Source organism: Crenobacter oryzisoli, from assembly GCF_030385785.1.
In the GTDB taxonomy this organism is placed as follows: Bacteria; Pseudomonadota; Gammaproteobacteria; order Burkholderiales; family Chromobacteriaceae; genus Crenobacter_A; species Crenobacter_A oryzisoli.
In genome coordinates this window covers 37,040-51,685 of sequence record NZ_JAUEDK010000015.1, presented here as the reverse complement: position 1 = coordinate 51,685, position 14,646 = coordinate 37,040, and the positions used below count along the sequence as shown (strand labels likewise).

The window sequence follows — 14,646 nt, the reverse complement described above, 5'->3', positions numbered from 1 at the left end:
TGAGAGCACCTGTAGCGCGCTGCCGCACAACGACGAAGCGTCACTGGGGCTCGGCGCATTTGGCTAGATTGATCCGGTAGAGGGACACCTGTAGCAGTGCCAATCCCGACAGCAGGGCGGCAAAACGTTCGCCGTGCCGGTAACGACGCAGTGTCGGCTGGGCAAGCCGTAAGAGTCTGTTTACGATCTGCTGCACTCGGGTGATCCTGCGTTGAAATGACGCTCAACATGCTTATCTACTCGATAAGTACACTCCGCTTTTTCGCGCCATTTCGCCTTGGCTGACCCTTCGTTCGCGAGATCGTAAACAGGCTCTAAGAGGCAGGCCGGGCCGTTGTGCAGCATGCCTCGTCAAGGCAACGTCATCAGGGCGACCGCTAGCCAGACGGCATCGATTGCAGCCATGGCTCCCTGCACGGGTCAGGGAATAGGTCGGCTGAGGGCTGGATGTATTTGTTTCTATTTTATCGTGCTATGAATGATTAATCGGGCTCGTCAGTGTCCTGTACAAACCCACAGAGTGTGATGGCTGTGCCGATGTCGAGTGCTGGTATGACTTTGGGCAGTGTTTTGAACAAAAAAACGACAGTTGGCTGCTCAGGTAGGGCCAGTCGGCGCCTCGGATCAAACAATGCCGCCCCTTGGTCTATACCCTGTAACAAGGGGCGAGTAAGCTGATTTCAAGATGATTTGAAGGTTCTTACCACCCCATTAGGGAGGCAGGCGGCATGATGATCTTGAAAGGTACGTCGGCACGTTTCCGGGGGCAGCGCGTTGTGGAAAGCCGCGACAAGATGCTCTATATCCTTGTGAAGCCAAAACTGGATCCGGTTCATTTGCAAAAGCGTCAACGTATCCGAGCCCGGTTGAACGATCTGGATGACGCTCGCCAGTTGGCCGAGCGTTGCGCGGAACCTTGGTAGCCTAGCTTCCCGACCGAAGCAATACGGCCGCAACGTCGACAGTTCGGTCTTTCATCCTCCTGTTCACAGACAGCGACCTTCGGGTCGCTGTTGGCGTTTTTGGCGGTCGATTCCAAATTGGTGGTTGGATGGTAGTTGGCTAGTTCTGAAAAGGATGGGCCGTTGCAAGGTTGAGGTAGGGCGGTATTGGTTGGAATGGATCCAATCGTTTATTCGGAAATGCTTTCCGAAATTGCGGTGAATGGTTATGGTGGTCAAGGACACACGCTGGTGGGCACCGCCGCCTGCCATAACAACAAGAGCGCCGAACGGTCCTGGGCGCGAACCCGTCATCATTCATCACAATTAGGAATAGAGACATGCAACACAAAGCTGTGCTGACCCTGGTCGAAGTCGAGCAACTGCTGCAGGCTGCCCGTGCCGAGGCCGCCGCCAACAACTGGAACATCTCGGTCGCCGTGGTCGATGACGGCGGCCATCCGCTGGGCCTGTCGCGCATGGACAATTGCGCACCGCTGTCCGCCCACATCGCCACCGAGAAGGCACGCTCCGCCGCGCTGGGCCGCCGCGAGTCGAAGGCCTTCGAAGACATGATCAATAGTGGCCGCACCGCCTTCCTGTCGGCGCCGGTGCTGCATGCCATGCTGGAAGGCGGTGTGCCGGTGCTGGTGGACGGCCAGGTGGTTGGCGCGGTGGGCATCTCCGGCCTGACCCCGGAACTGGACGCCCGCATCGCCAAGGTGGCTATCGCTTCGCTCGCGCTGTAAGTCGGGCCGGCCGGGGGACGATCGCGTTTCGGCTAGGGTAGAGAAGAACAAAGCCCAGGTGCGCAGCAGCGCACCTGGGCTTTCTGTTGGCGACAGTGCGGTTCAGCGGGCCAGATGCGCTGCCATCATCGGCCAGATCCACTCCACGTCGGCAAGGCTCCAGCCGCCGTCCTTGGCGGCCTCGTCGAGCCGGCGCACCCGCAGCGCTGCCTCGCAGTCGGGCAGGGCGGCGAAGGCGGCGACCTCGTTCGCGTTCATCGGCCCGCCCTGATAGCCCAGCGTGATCTTGCTCGCCTCGGACAGCTCGGCGTAGTAACCCGCATCGATCGCGCACAAGTAGCGCTTGGCCGGCACGTGCAGCGCCACCAATTGCGCCACCCGCTCGCTGAAACCGTGCGCGCGCAGCCAGTCGGCGCCGAGCTTGTCGTGCGCCATTACGCCGTAGTCGCCCATGGTCTCCACCCCATCGTGCTCCAGCAGGTGGCCGACATCGTGCAGGAAGGCGGCGAGGATGATCTCCTCGTCGTCGCCGGCCTCGCGAGCCAGCACCGCGCCTTGCACTGCGTGGTCGAGCTGGGTGACCGCCTCGCCGTAGTGGCGCGGGCCGTAGGTTTCGAGCAGGCCGCGCACTGCGGTCAGGGTCTGTTCGGCCGCTTGCATCAGAACACCCGCACGCCGGTTTTCCAGACCTGTTGCACCAGCGGCACTTCGCCGTTGCCCTTGACCAGTACCAGGTCAGCGCGGCGGCCCAGCGCGATGGTGCCGCGATCGTCCAGCTTCACCGCACGCGCTGGGTTGGCGGTGACGGTGGCGATCGCCTTATCGAGCGACCAACCGGCCTGGCGTTCCAGCAGGTAGGCGGCGTGCAGCAGGCTGGCCGGTACGTAGTCGGACGACAGGATGTCGAGCAGGCCGACACGGGCCAGCTCCAGCGCGGCCACGTTGCCGGAGTGCGAACCGCCGCGTACCACGTTGGGCGCGCCCATCACGGTCAACAGGCCGGCCTGGCGGGCGGCGTCGGCCGCTTCCAGCGTGGTCGGGAATTCCGAGATCGCCACGCCGTCCTTCACCGCCTCGGTGATGTGGACGATCTCGGTATCGTCGTGGCTGGCCAGTGCGATGCCGCGGGCGCGCGCCAGTTCCACCACCGCCTGCTTGTGGCGGTCGGAGTAGGTGGCCTGCAGCTGGCGGCGGTCTTCCACCGCGTCGAGGAAGGTGTCGTCGCTCCAGGCGACCTTCTTCTTGGCGTAGTACTTCTTGTACTGCTCCAGGTCGCGGTACTGGCGCTGGCCCGGGGTGTGGTCCATCACCGATATCAGTTTCACCGCCGGGTGATCGATCAGCGGCTGCAGCTCGCGCAGCAGTTCCGGGTAGGCCAGTTCGCAGCGCAGGTGGAACAGGTGGTCGGCGCGGAACACGCCGGCCTCGTTGCCGCGGTTGATCGCCTCGAAGGAGGTGTGCAAGGTGTCGAGGCGCACGCTGTCTTGCTCCAGGTCGCCCACTGCCAATGCGTCGAATACGGTGGTGATGCCGGCCGCCACGCATTGCGCGTCGTGGGTGATCACCGCCGGCAGCACCGGCCACAGCACGCCGTTGCGCGGCATCAGGTGCTTTTCCAGATTGTCGGTGTGGATCTCGACCAAGCCCGGGATCAGGTCGCCACCCTGGCAGTCGACGGCATCGGGCTTGGCCGAAACGGTGTCGGTGATGTCGGCGATCAGGCCGTTTTCGACGGTGACGGTGCCGCGTTCGATCACGCCGTCCGGCAGCACGATGCGGGCATTGGTCAGGGTCAGGTTCATGCGGTCAGTTCCTTGGCGGTGTCGAGTCGGCGTGCCAGCGGCACGGTAAACAGTCGGTCGGCGATGGTGTCGCGGGTGGCTTCGTCATGGAAGATGCCCACCAGCGCGGCGCCGCGCGCCTTGGCTTCCTGCATCAGCGCAATCACCACCGCGCGGTTGGCGGCGTCGAGCGAGGCGGTCGGCTCGTCGAGCAGCAGGATAGGGCGTGGGGCGATCATGCCACGGGCGATGTTGACGCGCTGCTGCTCGCCGCCGGAGAAGGTGGCCGGCGGCAGGCTCCACAGCCGCTCGGAGATGTTCAGGCGCGCCAGCCATTCGCCGGCGACCACGCGGGCGGCCTCCTGGCTTTCCCCCCATTCGACCAAGGGCTCGGCGACGATGTCGAGCGCCGACACGCGCGGGATCACCCGCAGGAACTGGCTGACGTAGCCGAGGGTGTGGCGGCGCACCTCGACGATCTGGTGCGGCAGTGCGGTGGCCATGTTGACCCAGGCTCCACGGTGGAAGATGCCGATGGTGCCGGCCTGCACCAGGTAGTTGGCGTACAGCGCCTTCAAAAAGGTGCTCTTGCCGGCACCGGACGGGCCGACCAGCGCCACGCACTCGCCGGCGGCGACTTGCAGCGACACGTCGTCGAGTACCGGCAGCGCCAGGCCGTCCTGCTGGTGCAGCACGAAAGTCTTGCTCACGTTCTGAGCGTCGATCAGTAGGGTCGTCATCACTAATCCAATAATCTGTTTTCTTGACCATCGATTCCAGCAAGCATCCGGCCCGAGAGCGCGAAAGCAAGGTGGCCGCGACGCAGACAGTACAGGCCGTACGGCAAGGAGCGGCCGCCGCTGCATGTCTGATCACACTTTGCTGTGCGGCTATCGGATCGGAGGCGCACTGGAATTAGGCTTGCAGGATCGAGGAGACCAGCAGCTGCGTATACGGGTGCTGCGGGTCATCGAGAATCTGATCAGTCAGCCCGGCCTCGACCACGCGGCCCTGCTGCATCACCAGCGTGCGGTGTGCCAGCAGTCGCGCCACGCCCAGATCGTGCGTCACCATGATGACAGCGATACCGGTCTCGTGAACCAGTCGTCGGAGCAGGTCGAGGAAGCGCGCCTGTACCGACACGTCGAGGCCGCCGGTCGGCTCGTCCATGAACACCAGGCGTGGCTTGGTCACTAGGTTGCGGGCGATCTGCAGGCGCTGCTGCATGCCGCCGGAGAACTGGCTCGGGCGATCGTCCAGGCGCTCGGCGCTGATCTCGACCTTTTCCAGCCATTCGCCGGCGGTGGCGCGCAGCTCGCCGTAGTGACGCTGGCCCAGCGCCATCAGCCGTTCGCTGACGTTGGCGCCGGCCGACACGTTCATGCGCAGGCCGTCGCGGGCGTGCTGGGTGACGAAGCCCCATTCGGTGCGCGCCAGGCGGCGGCGGTCGGCTTCGGCCAAGGTGAGCAGGTCGTGCTCGGTGCCGTTGACGTCACGGAAGGTGACCTCGCCCTCGTCGGCGGCCAGCTTGCCGGCCAGCGTCGACAGCAGCGTCGACTTGCCCGAGCCGGATTCGCCGACGATGCACAGCACTTCGCCGGGGTAGAGGTCGAAGCTGACTTCGCGGCAGCCGTAACGTTGGCCGTAGCGTTTGGCGACCTGACGGACGGAAAGAATCGGGGTCATTGCTTCGCCTCCTGCTGGTGCGTGGCGCAGTAATCGGTGTCGGAGCAGACGAACATCCGGCTGCCGGCGTCGTCGGTGATGATTTCGTCGAGGTAGGACTCGGTCGAGCCGCACAGCGCGCAGTGGCTGTCCCAGGTCTGCACGTCGAACGGGTGGTCGTCGAAGGCCAGGCTTTCCACGTCGGTATAGGGCGGGATCGCGTACAGGCGCTTCTCTCGGCCGGCGCCGAATAGCAGCAGCGCCGGGCTCTGGTGCAGCTTCGGGTTGTCGAACTTCGGGATCGGCGACGGCGAGGTGAGATATCGGCCGTTCACCATCACCGGGTAGTCGTAGCTGGTGGCGATGTGGCCGTAGCGGGCGATGTCCTCGTACAGCTTCACGTGCATCAGGCCGTATTCCTGGTGGGCGTGCAGCTGGCGGGTTTCCACCTCGCTCGACTCCAGCGTGCGCAGCGGCTCCGGTTCCGGCACCTGGAACACCACCACCTGGCCGGCCTGCAGCGCGGTTTCCGGGATGCGGTGGCGGGTCTGGATCACCGTCGCCTCGCCGGTCTTCTCGGTGGTCTGCACCTGGGCGACGCGGCCGAAGAAGCGGCGGATGTTGACCGCGTTGGTGGTGTCGTCGGCGCCCTGGTCGATCACTTTCAGGGTGTCGGCCTCGCCGATGATGCTGGCGGTGACCTGGATGCCCCCGGTGCCCCAGCCGTAGGGCAGCGGCATTTCACGGCTGCCGAACGGTACTTGGTAGCCGGGGATGGCGACCGCCTTGAGCAGGCCACGGCGCAGCATGCGCTTGGTGTTTTCATCGAGGAAGCCGTAGTTGTATTCGATGTTCATGCCTCGTCCCCTTGCTGGGCGTCGAATTGCTTGCGCAGGGTGCGGATCAGCGACAGTTCGGCCTGGAAGTCCACGTAGTGCGGCAGTTTCAGGTGCTGCACGAAGCCGGACGCTTCGACGTTGTCGGTGTGGTACAGGACGAATTCCTGCTGCTGCGCCGGGGCGTGGACGTCTTCGCCCAGCTCGGCGGCGCGCAGGCTGCGGTCGACCAGCGCCATCGCCATCGCCTTGCGCTCGCCCTCGCCGAACGACAGGCCGTAGCCGCGGGTGAACTGTGGCGGCGCGGTGCGGCTGCCGGCGAACTGGTTGATCATCTGGCATTCGGTCAGCGTCACTTCGCCGATCTCGATCTCGAAACCGAGCTCTTCCGGGCACACCGTCACCGCCACTTCGCCCATGCGGATCTCGCCGGCGAAGGGGTGGCTCTCGGCGTAGCCGCGCTGGGTGGAGTAGGCGAGGCCGAGCAGGTAGCCCTCGTCGCCGCGCGCCAGGTTCTGCAGGCGGGTGGCGCGGTCGGCCGGGAACATCAGCGGCTCGCGGGTCAGGTCCTTCGGGGCCGGGTCGCCGTCGGCCGGGCGTTCCGGCTCGATCAGCCCCTCGCTGCCCAGCACGTCGAGCACGCAGGGCAGGCGCTCCGGCAGCGGCTGTTCGGCCAAGGTCGGGCTCGGCGCGCTGTCGCTGCCGGTCAGGCCGAAGTCGAGCAGGCGCTGGGTGTAGTCCGGGGTCGGGCCGAGCACCTGGCCGCCTGGCACATCCTTGAAGGTGCCGGACACGCGGCGGCGCACCCGCATTGCGGCGGTGTCGAGCGGCAGGCTGTAGCCCAGGCGCGGCAGCGTGGTGCGGAAGGCGCGCAGCAGGAACACCGCTTCGGTCACATCGCCGGACGCCTGTTTCAACGCCAGCGCGGCCAGGTCCTCGTCGTACAGCGAGCCTTCCTGCATCACCCGCGCCAGCGCCAGGCGCATCTGCCCCTTGATCTGGGCGAGGGTCAGCTCGGGGGTGTCCTGATCGCCGCGGCGGTCGGCGGCGAGCAGCTCGTAGGAATTCAGGATGGCGGTTTCCCCGCCTTTGACGGCTACATACATGATTAGATCTCCGTCACTTGGGTAGTCCGTGGCAGACCGGCCACCGCGTCGGCGCTGACCAGCAGCAGGTCGACGCCGAGCGGGAAGCGCGCGTGGTTGATCCACCAGTCGGCCCAGAAGGCGGCGGAGAGCGCGCTGGCGCCGAAGCGGCGCGGCGCGGCGAAACCGGGGCCGCAGCCCTCGACCTGGTCGGTGCCGAAGCGGGCGGTCTCGATGATCACGGTCGCCGAGCGGTCCGGGTAGGCGGCCTCGCCGGCCTTGAGGGAGGCGAGCTGCGGCACGGTCTCGCCGTCGCGTACCAACACGAAGTCGCCGTCGGCGACGGTGTCGGCAAGGCGCACGCCGGTGTGAAAGCGCAGCCAGTCGTTGGTGTCGGCGGGCAGGTTGGCCGAAAACAGGCTCACTTCCTGGTCGAGCAGGGTCAGCAGCACGGCGGCGGTGCCGGGCAACAGGCCCTGTGGGGCTGGCGGCAGCACCGGCAATGCAAGCGGCGCGAGCGGTTCGGCCAAGGCGGAGAGGACGATGCGGAAGGTGCGTTGGGCGTCGTGCACCGGCTTGTCAAATTGCGGCAGTAACATCATTCCCCCCGGACCATCGTAAAGAACTCGACCTTGCTCGCCGCGGCGGCGCGGCTGACCGTGGCGCGGCGTTCGACCAACTCGGCCTCCAGCGGCGCGATCACGCCGGCCATCAGGTCGGCATGGTGGGCCGGGCATTGCAAGAGTGCGTCGGCCAGCGCGGCCAGTTCGGCGTGGCGGGCGTTGGAGCCGCGTACCCAAGCGTGGCCGATCTGGCCCGCCAGCGACACCGAGGCACGGGTGACGCTGGCCTCGCCGAGGTTGAACTGGGCGCCGGTACCGCCGGCGCGGCCGCGAAGCATGACTAGGCCGGTTTCGGGGCGGCGCAGCCAGTGGTGTCCGGGATGGGCGGACAGGGCCGGGGCCAGCGCCTCGGCCAGCCGCTCGGGCGGGGTCAGCGCCAGGATGCGCATCCAGTGCTGACGTTGCGGGATCGTGATTGAGGTCATGGTTACCGTCGCGTCGTTATCCGAACCTGTTCACGATCTGCTGCACTCGGGTGATCCTGCGTTGAAATGCCGCTCAAACTGCTCATGGACTTCATGTCCACTCCGCGTTTTCGCGTCATTTCGCCTTGGCTGACCCTTCGTTCGCAAGATCGTAAACAGATTCTCAGAAAAAATTCATATAAACGTATAGACGACTGAATGATAATAGCCAGCAACACGGTTTTAACAGCACAATCCGGTGAAATATTTGTGACGGTTCAATGTCGAGCCTAGACGTCTAGGCTTGGTGCAAGCCGTTCGCACCGCATCCATAAAGAAGGAGATTCCATGATCGAACGTGGCTCGGGCATCGCCGTATGGCGCCAGATCGAAGGCGCCCTGGCAGAAGACATCGCCAGTGGCGCGATGCCGACCGGCGAACGCATCCCCACCGAACTGCAGCTGGCCGAACGCTTCGCGGTGAACCGCCACACCATCCGCCGCGCGGTGTCGGCGCTGGTCGAACGCGGCCTGCTACGCGTCGAGCAGGGGCGCGGCACCTTCGTGCAGGAAAACGCCATCGACTACGCGATCAGCAAGCGCACTCGCTTCTCGCAGAACATGGCGCGCCAGAACCTGCGCTCCGACATTGAGCTCATGGCGAGCGACACGGTGCCGGCCAACGCCGAGCTGGCCGAACTGCTCGACGTGGCACCGGGCAGCGAGCTGTACCGCATTAAGACCGTCAGCCGCGTCGACGGTCGCATCGTCGACACCGCGACCTTGTTCTTCCCAGCTGCGCGCTTCCCGGGGCTGCCGGCTGTGTACGCCGAGTTGCATTCGGTGACACGCACGCTGGCGCACTTCGGCGTAGCCGACTACACCCGACGCTTCACCAAGGTCAGCGCGCGGCTGCCCGATGCCGAGACGGTCGATTACCTGCATCTGCCGAAGAACCGCCCGGTGCTGCACGTGAAGTCGCTGAACGTCGACGCCCAGGGCGTCCCGGTGCAGTACGGCGTCACCCGTTTCAACGGCGACCTGGTGCAGCTGGTGATGGAAGAGGAGGGCGAGTGATGCGCTACGCGCTCTATTACGCGCCGCGTCCGGGCAGTGACTTGGCAGAGCGCGGCGCCGCTTGGCTTGGCCGCGATGCGGTGAGCGGCCAGGCGGTGGCTCGGCCGATCATGGACAGCCTGTCGGCCGAACGTTTTAGCCAGCTCACCGCCGCGCCTGCCTGCTACGGCTGGCATGCCACGCTGAAGGCGCCATTCGCGCCGGTGCCGGAGATCGGCGAGGCCGAACTGATCGCCACGACGCAGGCACTGGCGCAACGCTTCGCGCCGTTCACCGTACCGCTGCGCATCGAGACCTTGGCCGGCTTCCTGGCGCTGCGCCCTGCGGACGGCACCGCAAGCCTGGCCGAACTGGCTGCCGCCTGCATGGTCGGCCTTGCGCCACTGGCCCAGTTGCCGGACGCCGCCGCCCAAGCGCGCCGGGCCGCCAGCCTGACCGCACGCGAGCGGGCGCTGCTGGCGCGCTGGGGCTATCCCTACGTGTTCGAGTATTACCGCTTCCACCTGACGCTGAGCGACCGGTTGGCCGACCCGGCCGAGGCCGAGCGGCTCGCCACGTTGGCGGAGACACACTTCGCCGGTGGTGCGCTAACTGCCGAGATCGACGCGATCGCGCTGTTCGTCGAGCCGGCGCCTGGCGCGCCGTTCCACTGCGTCGCCCACATCGGCTTCGACGGGGAGGTGCAACGCCATGACCACTAAACGCGGACGTCTCTGGTATGTGCTCGGCCCGTCCGGCGCCGGCAAGGACTCGGTGATCAACTACGCGCGCGAGCGGCTAGGTGCCGAGGCGTGCGTGCTGTTTGCACACCGCTATATCACCCGACCGGCCGATGCCGGCGGCGAGAACCATGTGGCGCTGCGCCCCGACGAGTTTGCCCTGCGCGAGCGAGCCGGCCTGTTCGTACTGACATGGCATCGCAACGACTTGTCCTACGGTATCGGCATCGAGGTGGAGCAGTGGCTGGCGCGGGGTCTGGATGTGGTGGTGAACGGCTCGCGTTCTGCACTGCCTTTAGCCGAGCGACGCTTCCCCGGATTGATCCCGCTGTGGATCGGTGCCAGTTCCGAGGTGCTGGCGCAGCGGCTGGCAGCACGCGGTCGAGAAAGCGAGGAGCAGATACACCAGAGGTTGGCCGAAGCCGGCGCATTCAGCCCGCCGACGAATGCACGGGTGCTGCTGAATGATGGGGAGCTGGCGGAAGCGGGCGAGACGTTGCTTGCTTGGCTGCGCGGAGAAACGGTTCCGCACTGAGAGGTCGGTGGCGCGGCCGGGGTTGGAGAGTCGCTGACACACCCTAGATTGGATTGGCGACGCTTATTCGAATCGAATTGTCACGATGCCGTCACTGGGCTGTAACGAGCGAGATTTAAGGTAGCGGCGTTACTCAGCTTTGTTGTGTGCAGTTACGTAGACAAATTCATCTATACGTCTAACCTTTTGGAGTGTAACCATGCAGCTCAAGTCCCTGTTCGCCGCGACCGCCGTGGCCCTCGTTTCGCTGAGCGCCACTGCCGCCAGCACGCTGACCGTCTACACTGCCCTGGAAGCGGACCAGATCAAGCCGTATGAAGAAGCGTTCGCCAAGGCCAACCCGGACATCAAGATCCGCTGGGTGCGCGAATCGACCGGCGTGATCACCGCCAAGCTGCTGTCCGAGAAGAACAACCCGCAGGCCGATGTGGTGTGGGGCCTGGCCGCCACCAGCCTGCAGGTGCTCGCGAACCAGAACATGCTGCAGCCGTACGCGCCGAAGGGTCTGGGCCAGATCACCCCGCACTTCCGCGACTCGGCTAACCCGCCGAAGTGGGTGGGCATGGACGTTTGGGCTGCCACCGTCTGTTTCAACACAGTAGAAGCGGCCAAGAAGGGCCTGCCGAAGCCGACCAGCTGGGAAGACCTGACCAAGCCGATCTACAAGGGCCAGATCGTGATGCCGCACCCGGCTTCGAGCGGCACCGGCTTCCTCGACGTATCGGCCTGGCTGCAGATGTTCGGCGAGAAGAAGGGCTGGGACTACATGGACCGCCTGCACGGCAACATCGCCCAGTACCTGCACTCGGGCTCCAAGCCGTGCACCATGGCCGCTTCGGGTGAGTACCCGATCGGCATCTCGTTCGAATACCGCGGCGCACAGCTGAAAGAGAAGGGCGCCCCGATTGACCTGATCTTCCCGAAAGAAGGCCTGGGCTGGGATCTGGAAGCCACTGCCATCATGAAGGGCACCAAGAACCTGGACGCCGCCAAGAAGCTGGCCGACTTCGCAGCCAGCCGCGAGGCGATGGAGCAGTACGACAAGAACTACGCCGTGCTGGCCATGCCGGGCGTGGCCAAGCAGAACCCGTTCATTCCGGCCGACTACTCCAAGCGTCTGGTGAAGAACAACTTCTCGTGGGCCGCCCAGGAGCGCGATTCCATCCTGAAGGAGTGGAGCAAGCGTTACGAAAGCAAGGCTGCACCGAAGAGCTGACGGGAGCTCCTCTTGCCTGATCGTCCCGTTACGCGGACGTTGACTGAAGCCGGCCGCCTGGCCGGCTTTGGTGAGCTTCCGGAGAGCCCGATGAAACCCGCCGATACCATACTCACTGCTTCCCCCTATCTTGCCGTGCACGGGCTGACCCGTCGCTACGGCGCGTTCACCGCCCTCGACGGCGTATCACTGGCGCTGCGCCATGGCGAGTTCGTCTGCCTGCTCGGCCCGTCCGGATGTGGCAAGACCACGCTGTTGCGCCAGATCGCGGGCCTCGACCTGCCCGACGACGGCCGCATCACCCTGCAGGATCGCGACATCACCCGGCTGCCACCGGCCAAGCGCGATTATGGCATCGTGTTCCAGAGCTATGCGCTGTTCCCCAACCTGACCGTGGCCGACAACATCGCCTACGGTCTGACCCCGCGCCGCGAGCGCGCCCGTCATCGCGAGCGGGTCCGCGAGCTCTTGGACATGGTCGGCCTGCCCGGCAGCGAGGACAAATACCCATCGCAGCTGTCCGGCGGCCAGCAGCAGCGCGTCGCGCTGGCGCGCGCGCTCGCCACCTCGCCGGGCCTCTTGCTGCTCGACGAGCCCTTGTCGGCGCTGGATGCGCGGGTGCGCGACAAGCTGCGCGACGAACTGAAGCGTTTGCAGAAGAAGCTCGGCGTCACCACCTTGATGGTGACCCACGACCAGGCCGAGGCGCTGGCAATTGCCGACCGGGTGGTGGTGATGAACAACGGCCGCATCGAACAGGTCGGCACGCCGGCCGAGATCTACCGCCGTCCGGCCAGCCGCTTCGTCGCCGAGTTTGTCGGCGAGGCCAACTGGCTGCCGGCACGCCGCGCCGATGCCTACAGCGTGACGGTGGGGGCTCACACCCTGAAGCTGGCCGGCGTGCCGGCCGGCGAGGCGTGCACCCTGTTCGTCCGCCCCGAGGACATCCTGGTCAAGCCGCGCTGGGAAGCGGCACCGAACACGCTGCTGGCGCGCATCGCCGATGTCAGCTTCGCCGGCGCGATGACCCGCCTGCAGCTGTTGCCCGAAGGCATGCCTGGGGTGATGCTGATCGCGGAGGTGTGCCCGTCCATGCTCAACCGCCAACCGCTGGTGCCGGGCGAGATCGTGCCGATCGAGCTGCCGGCCGAACTGCTGGTGGCCTATCCGGAGGAGCGCGCATGAGCAGCGTGGTACGACGCCCCCTACTGGCGCGGCTGGGCGCGTTAGGCCAGGCTGCCGACGGCGAAACCCGGACGGCGCAAGGCCTGGTGTGGCTGTGGGTGGCGCTGTTGGCGCTGCTGTTGGGCCTGCCGCTGCTGGCCATCCTCGGCCGCGCGCTGTTGCAGGGCGACGGCCGTCTCGGCTTTGGCCATTTCGGCGAGGTGCTCGATTCGCCCGGCCTGATGCAGGCCACGCTGAACAGCTTCGTGGTGTCGCTGACGGTGACCACCATCGTGCTGCCGCTGGCTTTCGGCTTTGCCTGGGCGCTGATGCGCAGCCGGGTGGTCGGCCGCGCGGTGTTCCGCCAGATTGCGCTGACGCCGCTCTTGGCCCCATCGCTGATGCCGGCGATTTCCATCGTTTATCTGTTTGGCAACCAGGGCATGCTGAAAAGCTGGCTGGATGGCGGCAGCATCTACGGCTTCTGGGGCATCGTGCTCGGCGAGCTGTTCTACACCTTCCCGCACGCGCTGCTGATCCTGGTGACCGCGCTTGCCAGCGCCGATGCGCGGCTATTCGAGGCGGCGCGCAGCATGGGCGCCAGTGCCTGGCGGCAGTTCTTCACCATCACCTTGCCGGGCGCGCGCTACGGCCTGCTGTCGGCGGGCCTGGTGGTATTCACTCTGGTCATCACCGACTTCGGCGTACCCAAGGTAGTGGGCGGCAACTACAACGTGCTGGCAGTGGAAGCGTACAAGCAGGTGATCGGCCAGCAGAACTTCGAACGTGGCGCGGTGGTCGGCCTGATGCTGCTGTTGCCGGCGGTGCTGGCCTTCGTGCTGGAGCGTCGCACTGCGCGGCGCCAGCAGGCGGCGATCACGGCGCGGGCGGTGCAGTACACCCCGGGCCGCGATCCGCTGCGCGACGTGGCGGCGTTTGGCCTGCTGTCGGGCGTGTCGGTGCTGCTGTTGGCGCTGCTCGGCGTCGGCATCGTCGCCTCGTTCATTGGCTACTGGCCGTACAACCTCAAGCTGACGCTGGATCACTACGACTTCAGCCAGATCGACGGTGGCTGGGCGGTGTACTTCAACAGCCTGAAGCTGGCCACCGCCACCGCGCTGCTCGGCACCCCGCTGGTGTTTCTGGGCGCCTACTGGGTGGAAAAGCTCAAGGTGGCCGGCGTCGGCCGCCAGGTGCTGCGCTTCTTCGCGATGCTGCCGATGGCGGTGCCGGGCCTGGTGCTGGGGCTCGGTTACGTGTTCTTCTTCAACCACCCGGCCAACCCGCTGAACGGCCTGTACGGCAGCCTTGCGCTGATGGTGGTGTGCACGGTGGCGCACTACTACACCACCGCCCACCTGACCGCCGCGACTGCGCTCAAGCAGCTCGACAACGAGTTCGAGGCGGTGGCCGCCTCGCTGAAGGTGCCGTTCTGGGTGACGCTGCGTCGGGTGACGCTGCCGATCTGCCTGCCGGCGCTGGTCGACGTGGCGCGCTACTTCTTCATCGCCGGCATGACCACGGTGTCGGCGCTGATCTTCCTGTACTCGCCGGACAGCAGCGTGTCGGCGGTGGCGATCATCACCATCGACGATACCGGTAACACCGCCGCCGCCGCCGCGATGGCGACGATGGTGGTGCTCACCTCGGCGCTGGTGTCGGTGCTGTTCTCACTCGTGGAGGCGTGGATGGCGCGTCGCCGGCGCTGAATCCCATCCAGTGCATCAGGCCTTGCGCGGCTCCTACCGTTTTGGTGGAGCCGTTTTTTTTGTTTGCCGCCAGGCTGGGCGGCATTCCAGCTAATAGCTTCATTTTTCAATGTAAATGAAGATATTTAATTGACATTTAAAA

The 14,646-nt window shown here is 65.7% G+C and carries 16 protein-coding genes; 8 read left to right on the top strand and 8 right to left on the bottom strand.

Going from position 1 to position 14,646, the window contains the following annotated elements; translation table 11 throughout:
• Positions 1–728: 728 nt before the first annotated feature.
• Entirely contained in the window at positions 729–923 is a 195-nt protein-coding gene (locus QU481_RS10240; protein WP_289829873.1) for a hypothetical protein, read from the top strand.
• A gap of 359 nt (positions 924–1,282) precedes the next feature.
• Positions 1,283–1,690, top strand: a complete 408-nt coding sequence (locus tag QU481_RS10235; protein ID WP_289829872.1) for a heme-binding protein — start codon at positions 1,283–1,285, stop codon at positions 1,688–1,690.
• 102 nt (positions 1,691–1,792) lie between these two features.
• Here the strand turns inward: QU481_RS10235 and QU481_RS10230 are convergent, their stop codons facing one another.
• From QU481_RS10230 to phnG, 8 genes are all read right to left on the bottom strand, one after another.
• Positions 1,793–2,350: a phosphonate degradation HD-domain oxygenase gene (locus QU481_RS10230; protein WP_289829871.1), complete on the bottom strand. Its 558-nt coding sequence runs from the start codon at positions 2,348–2,350 to the stop codon at positions 1,793–1,795.
• On the bottom strand, positions 2,350–3,492 hold the full coding sequence (locus QU481_RS10225; RefSeq protein ID WP_289829869.1) for an alpha-D-ribose 1-methylphosphonate 5-triphosphate diphosphatase: 1,143 nt from the start codon (positions 3,490–3,492) through the stop codon (positions 2,350–2,352). The genes QU481_RS10230 and QU481_RS10225 overlap by 1 nt, the downstream gene beginning before the upstream one ends.
• On the bottom strand, positions 3,489–4,211 hold the full coding sequence (gene phnL / locus QU481_RS10220; RefSeq protein ID WP_289829868.1) for a phosphonate C-P lyase system protein PhnL: 723 nt from the start codon (positions 4,209–4,211) through the stop codon (positions 3,489–3,491). The genes QU481_RS10225 and phnL overlap by 4 nt, the downstream gene beginning before the upstream one ends.
• A gap of 175 nt (positions 4,212–4,386) precedes the next feature.
• Positions 4,387–5,157 (bottom strand): phosphonate C-P lyase system protein PhnK, encoded by a 771-nt coding sequence (gene phnK / locus QU481_RS10215; protein WP_289829866.1) that lies wholly within the window; start codon positions 5,155–5,157, stop codon positions 4,387–4,389.
• Positions 5,154–5,993 (bottom strand): alpha-D-ribose 1-methylphosphonate 5-phosphate C-P-lyase PhnJ, encoded by an 840-nt coding sequence (locus tag QU481_RS10210; protein WP_289829865.1) that lies wholly within the window; start codon positions 5,991–5,993, stop codon positions 5,154–5,156. The genes phnK and QU481_RS10210 overlap by 4 nt, the downstream gene beginning before the upstream one ends.
• Positions 5,990–7,078 (bottom strand): carbon-phosphorus lyase complex subunit, encoded by a 1,089-nt coding sequence (locus tag QU481_RS10205; protein WP_289829864.1) that lies wholly within the window; start codon positions 7,076–7,078, stop codon positions 5,990–5,992. Before QU481_RS10205 ends, QU481_RS10210 begins: the two co-directional genes overlap by 4 nt.
• A 2-nt stretch (positions 7,079–7,080) precedes the next feature.
• Entirely contained in the window at positions 7,081–7,659 is a 579-nt protein-coding gene (gene phnH, locus QU481_RS10200; protein WP_289829863.1) for a phosphonate C-P lyase system protein PhnH, read from the bottom strand.
• Entirely contained in the window at positions 7,656–8,105 is a 450-nt protein-coding gene (gene phnG / locus QU481_RS10195) for a phosphonate C-P lyase system protein PhnG (RefSeq protein WP_289829862.1), read from the bottom strand. The genes phnH and phnG overlap by 4 nt, the downstream gene beginning before the upstream one ends.
• 327 nt (positions 8,106–8,432) lie before the next feature.
• On the opposite strand from phnG, the gene phnF reads away from it, so the two are divergent.
• The 6 genes from phnF to QU481_RS10165 all read left to right on the top strand — a co-directional run bounded on the left by phnF (position 8,433) and on the right by QU481_RS10165 (position 14,504).
• Entirely contained in the window at positions 8,433–9,161 is a 729-nt protein-coding gene (phnF, locus tag QU481_RS10190; protein ID WP_289829861.1) for a phosphonate metabolism transcriptional regulator PhnF, read from the top strand.
• A complete protein-coding gene (locus QU481_RS10185) occupies positions 9,161–9,862 on the top strand; it encodes a DUF1045 domain-containing protein (protein WP_289829860.1) in 702 nt (233 codons plus the stop codon). The genes phnF and QU481_RS10185 overlap by 1 nt, the downstream gene beginning before the upstream one ends.
• Entirely contained in the window at positions 9,852–10,415 is a 564-nt protein-coding gene (gene phnN, locus QU481_RS10180) for a phosphonate metabolism protein/1,5-bisphosphokinase (PRPP-forming) PhnN (RefSeq protein WP_289829859.1), read from the top strand. The genes QU481_RS10185 and phnN overlap by 11 nt, the downstream gene beginning before the upstream one ends.
• A gap of 199 nt (positions 10,416–10,614) precedes the next feature.
• Entirely contained in the window at positions 10,615–11,631 is a 1,017-nt protein-coding gene (locus tag QU481_RS10175) for a putative 2-aminoethylphosphonate ABC transporter substrate-binding protein (protein WP_289829858.1), read from the top strand.
• A 90-nt stretch (positions 11,632–11,721) separates the two neighbouring features.
• Positions 11,722–12,816: a putative 2-aminoethylphosphonate ABC transporter ATP-binding protein gene (locus QU481_RS10170; RefSeq protein ID WP_289829857.1), complete on the top strand. Its 1,095-nt coding sequence runs from the start codon at positions 11,722–11,724 to the stop codon at positions 12,814–12,816.
• Positions 12,813–14,504, top strand: coding sequence for a putative 2-aminoethylphosphonate ABC transporter permease subunit (locus tag QU481_RS10165; RefSeq protein WP_289829856.1), 1,692 nt, complete (start codon positions 12,813–12,815; stop codon positions 14,502–14,504). The genes QU481_RS10170 and QU481_RS10165 overlap by 4 nt, the downstream gene beginning before the upstream one ends.
• Positions 14,505–14,646: the final 142 nt, after the last annotated feature.

Coding starts and splice junctions, on each gene's coding strand:
- QU481_RS10240 (WP_289829873.1), top strand. CDS start 729: ATGATGATCTTGAAAGGTACGTCGGCACGTTTCCGGGGGCAGCGCGTT.
- QU481_RS10235 (WP_289829872.1), top strand. CDS start 1,283: ATGCAACACAAAGCTGTGCTGACCCTGGTCGAAGTCGAGCAACTGCTG.
- QU481_RS10230 (WP_289829871.1), bottom strand. CDS start 2,350: ATGCAAGCGGCCGAACAGACCCTGACCGCAGTGCGCGGCCTGCTCGAA.
- QU481_RS10225 (WP_289829869.1), bottom strand. CDS start 3,492: ATGAACCTGACCCTGACCAATGCCCGCATCGTGCTGCCGGACGGCGTG.
- phnL (WP_289829868.1), bottom strand. CDS start 4,211: ATGACGACCCTACTGATCGACGCTCAGAACGTGAGCAAGACTTTCGTG.
- phnK (WP_289829866.1), bottom strand. CDS start 5,157: ATGACCCCGATTCTTTCCGTCCGTCAGGTCGCCAAACGCTACGGCCAA.
- QU481_RS10210 (WP_289829865.1), bottom strand. CDS start 5,993: ATGAACATCGAATACAACTACGGCTTCCTCGATGAAAACACCAAGCGC.
- QU481_RS10205 (WP_289829864.1), bottom strand. CDS start 7,078: ATGTATGTAGCCGTCAAAGGCGGGGAAACCGCCATCCTGAATTCCTAC.
- phnH (WP_289829863.1), bottom strand. CDS start 7,659: ATGATGTTACTGCCGCAATTTGACAAGCCGGTGCACGACGCCCAACGC.
- phnG (WP_289829862.1), bottom strand. CDS start 8,105: ATGACCTCAATCACGATCCCGCAACGTCAGCACTGGATGCGCATCCTG.
- phnF (WP_289829861.1), top strand. CDS start 8,433: ATGATCGAACGTGGCTCGGGCATCGCCGTATGGCGCCAGATCGAAGGC.
- QU481_RS10185 (WP_289829860.1), top strand. CDS start 9,161: ATGCGCTACGCGCTCTATTACGCGCCGCGTCCGGGCAGTGACTTGGCA.
- phnN (WP_289829859.1), top strand. CDS start 9,852: ATGACCACTAAACGCGGACGTCTCTGGTATGTGCTCGGCCCGTCCGGC.
- QU481_RS10175 (WP_289829858.1), top strand. CDS start 10,615: ATGCAGCTCAAGTCCCTGTTCGCCGCGACCGCCGTGGCCCTCGTTTCG.
- QU481_RS10170 (WP_289829857.1), top strand. CDS start 11,722: ATGAAACCCGCCGATACCATACTCACTGCTTCCCCCTATCTTGCCGTG.
- QU481_RS10165 (WP_289829856.1), top strand. CDS start 12,813: ATGAGCAGCGTGGTACGACGCCCCCTACTGGCGCGGCTGGGCGCGTTA.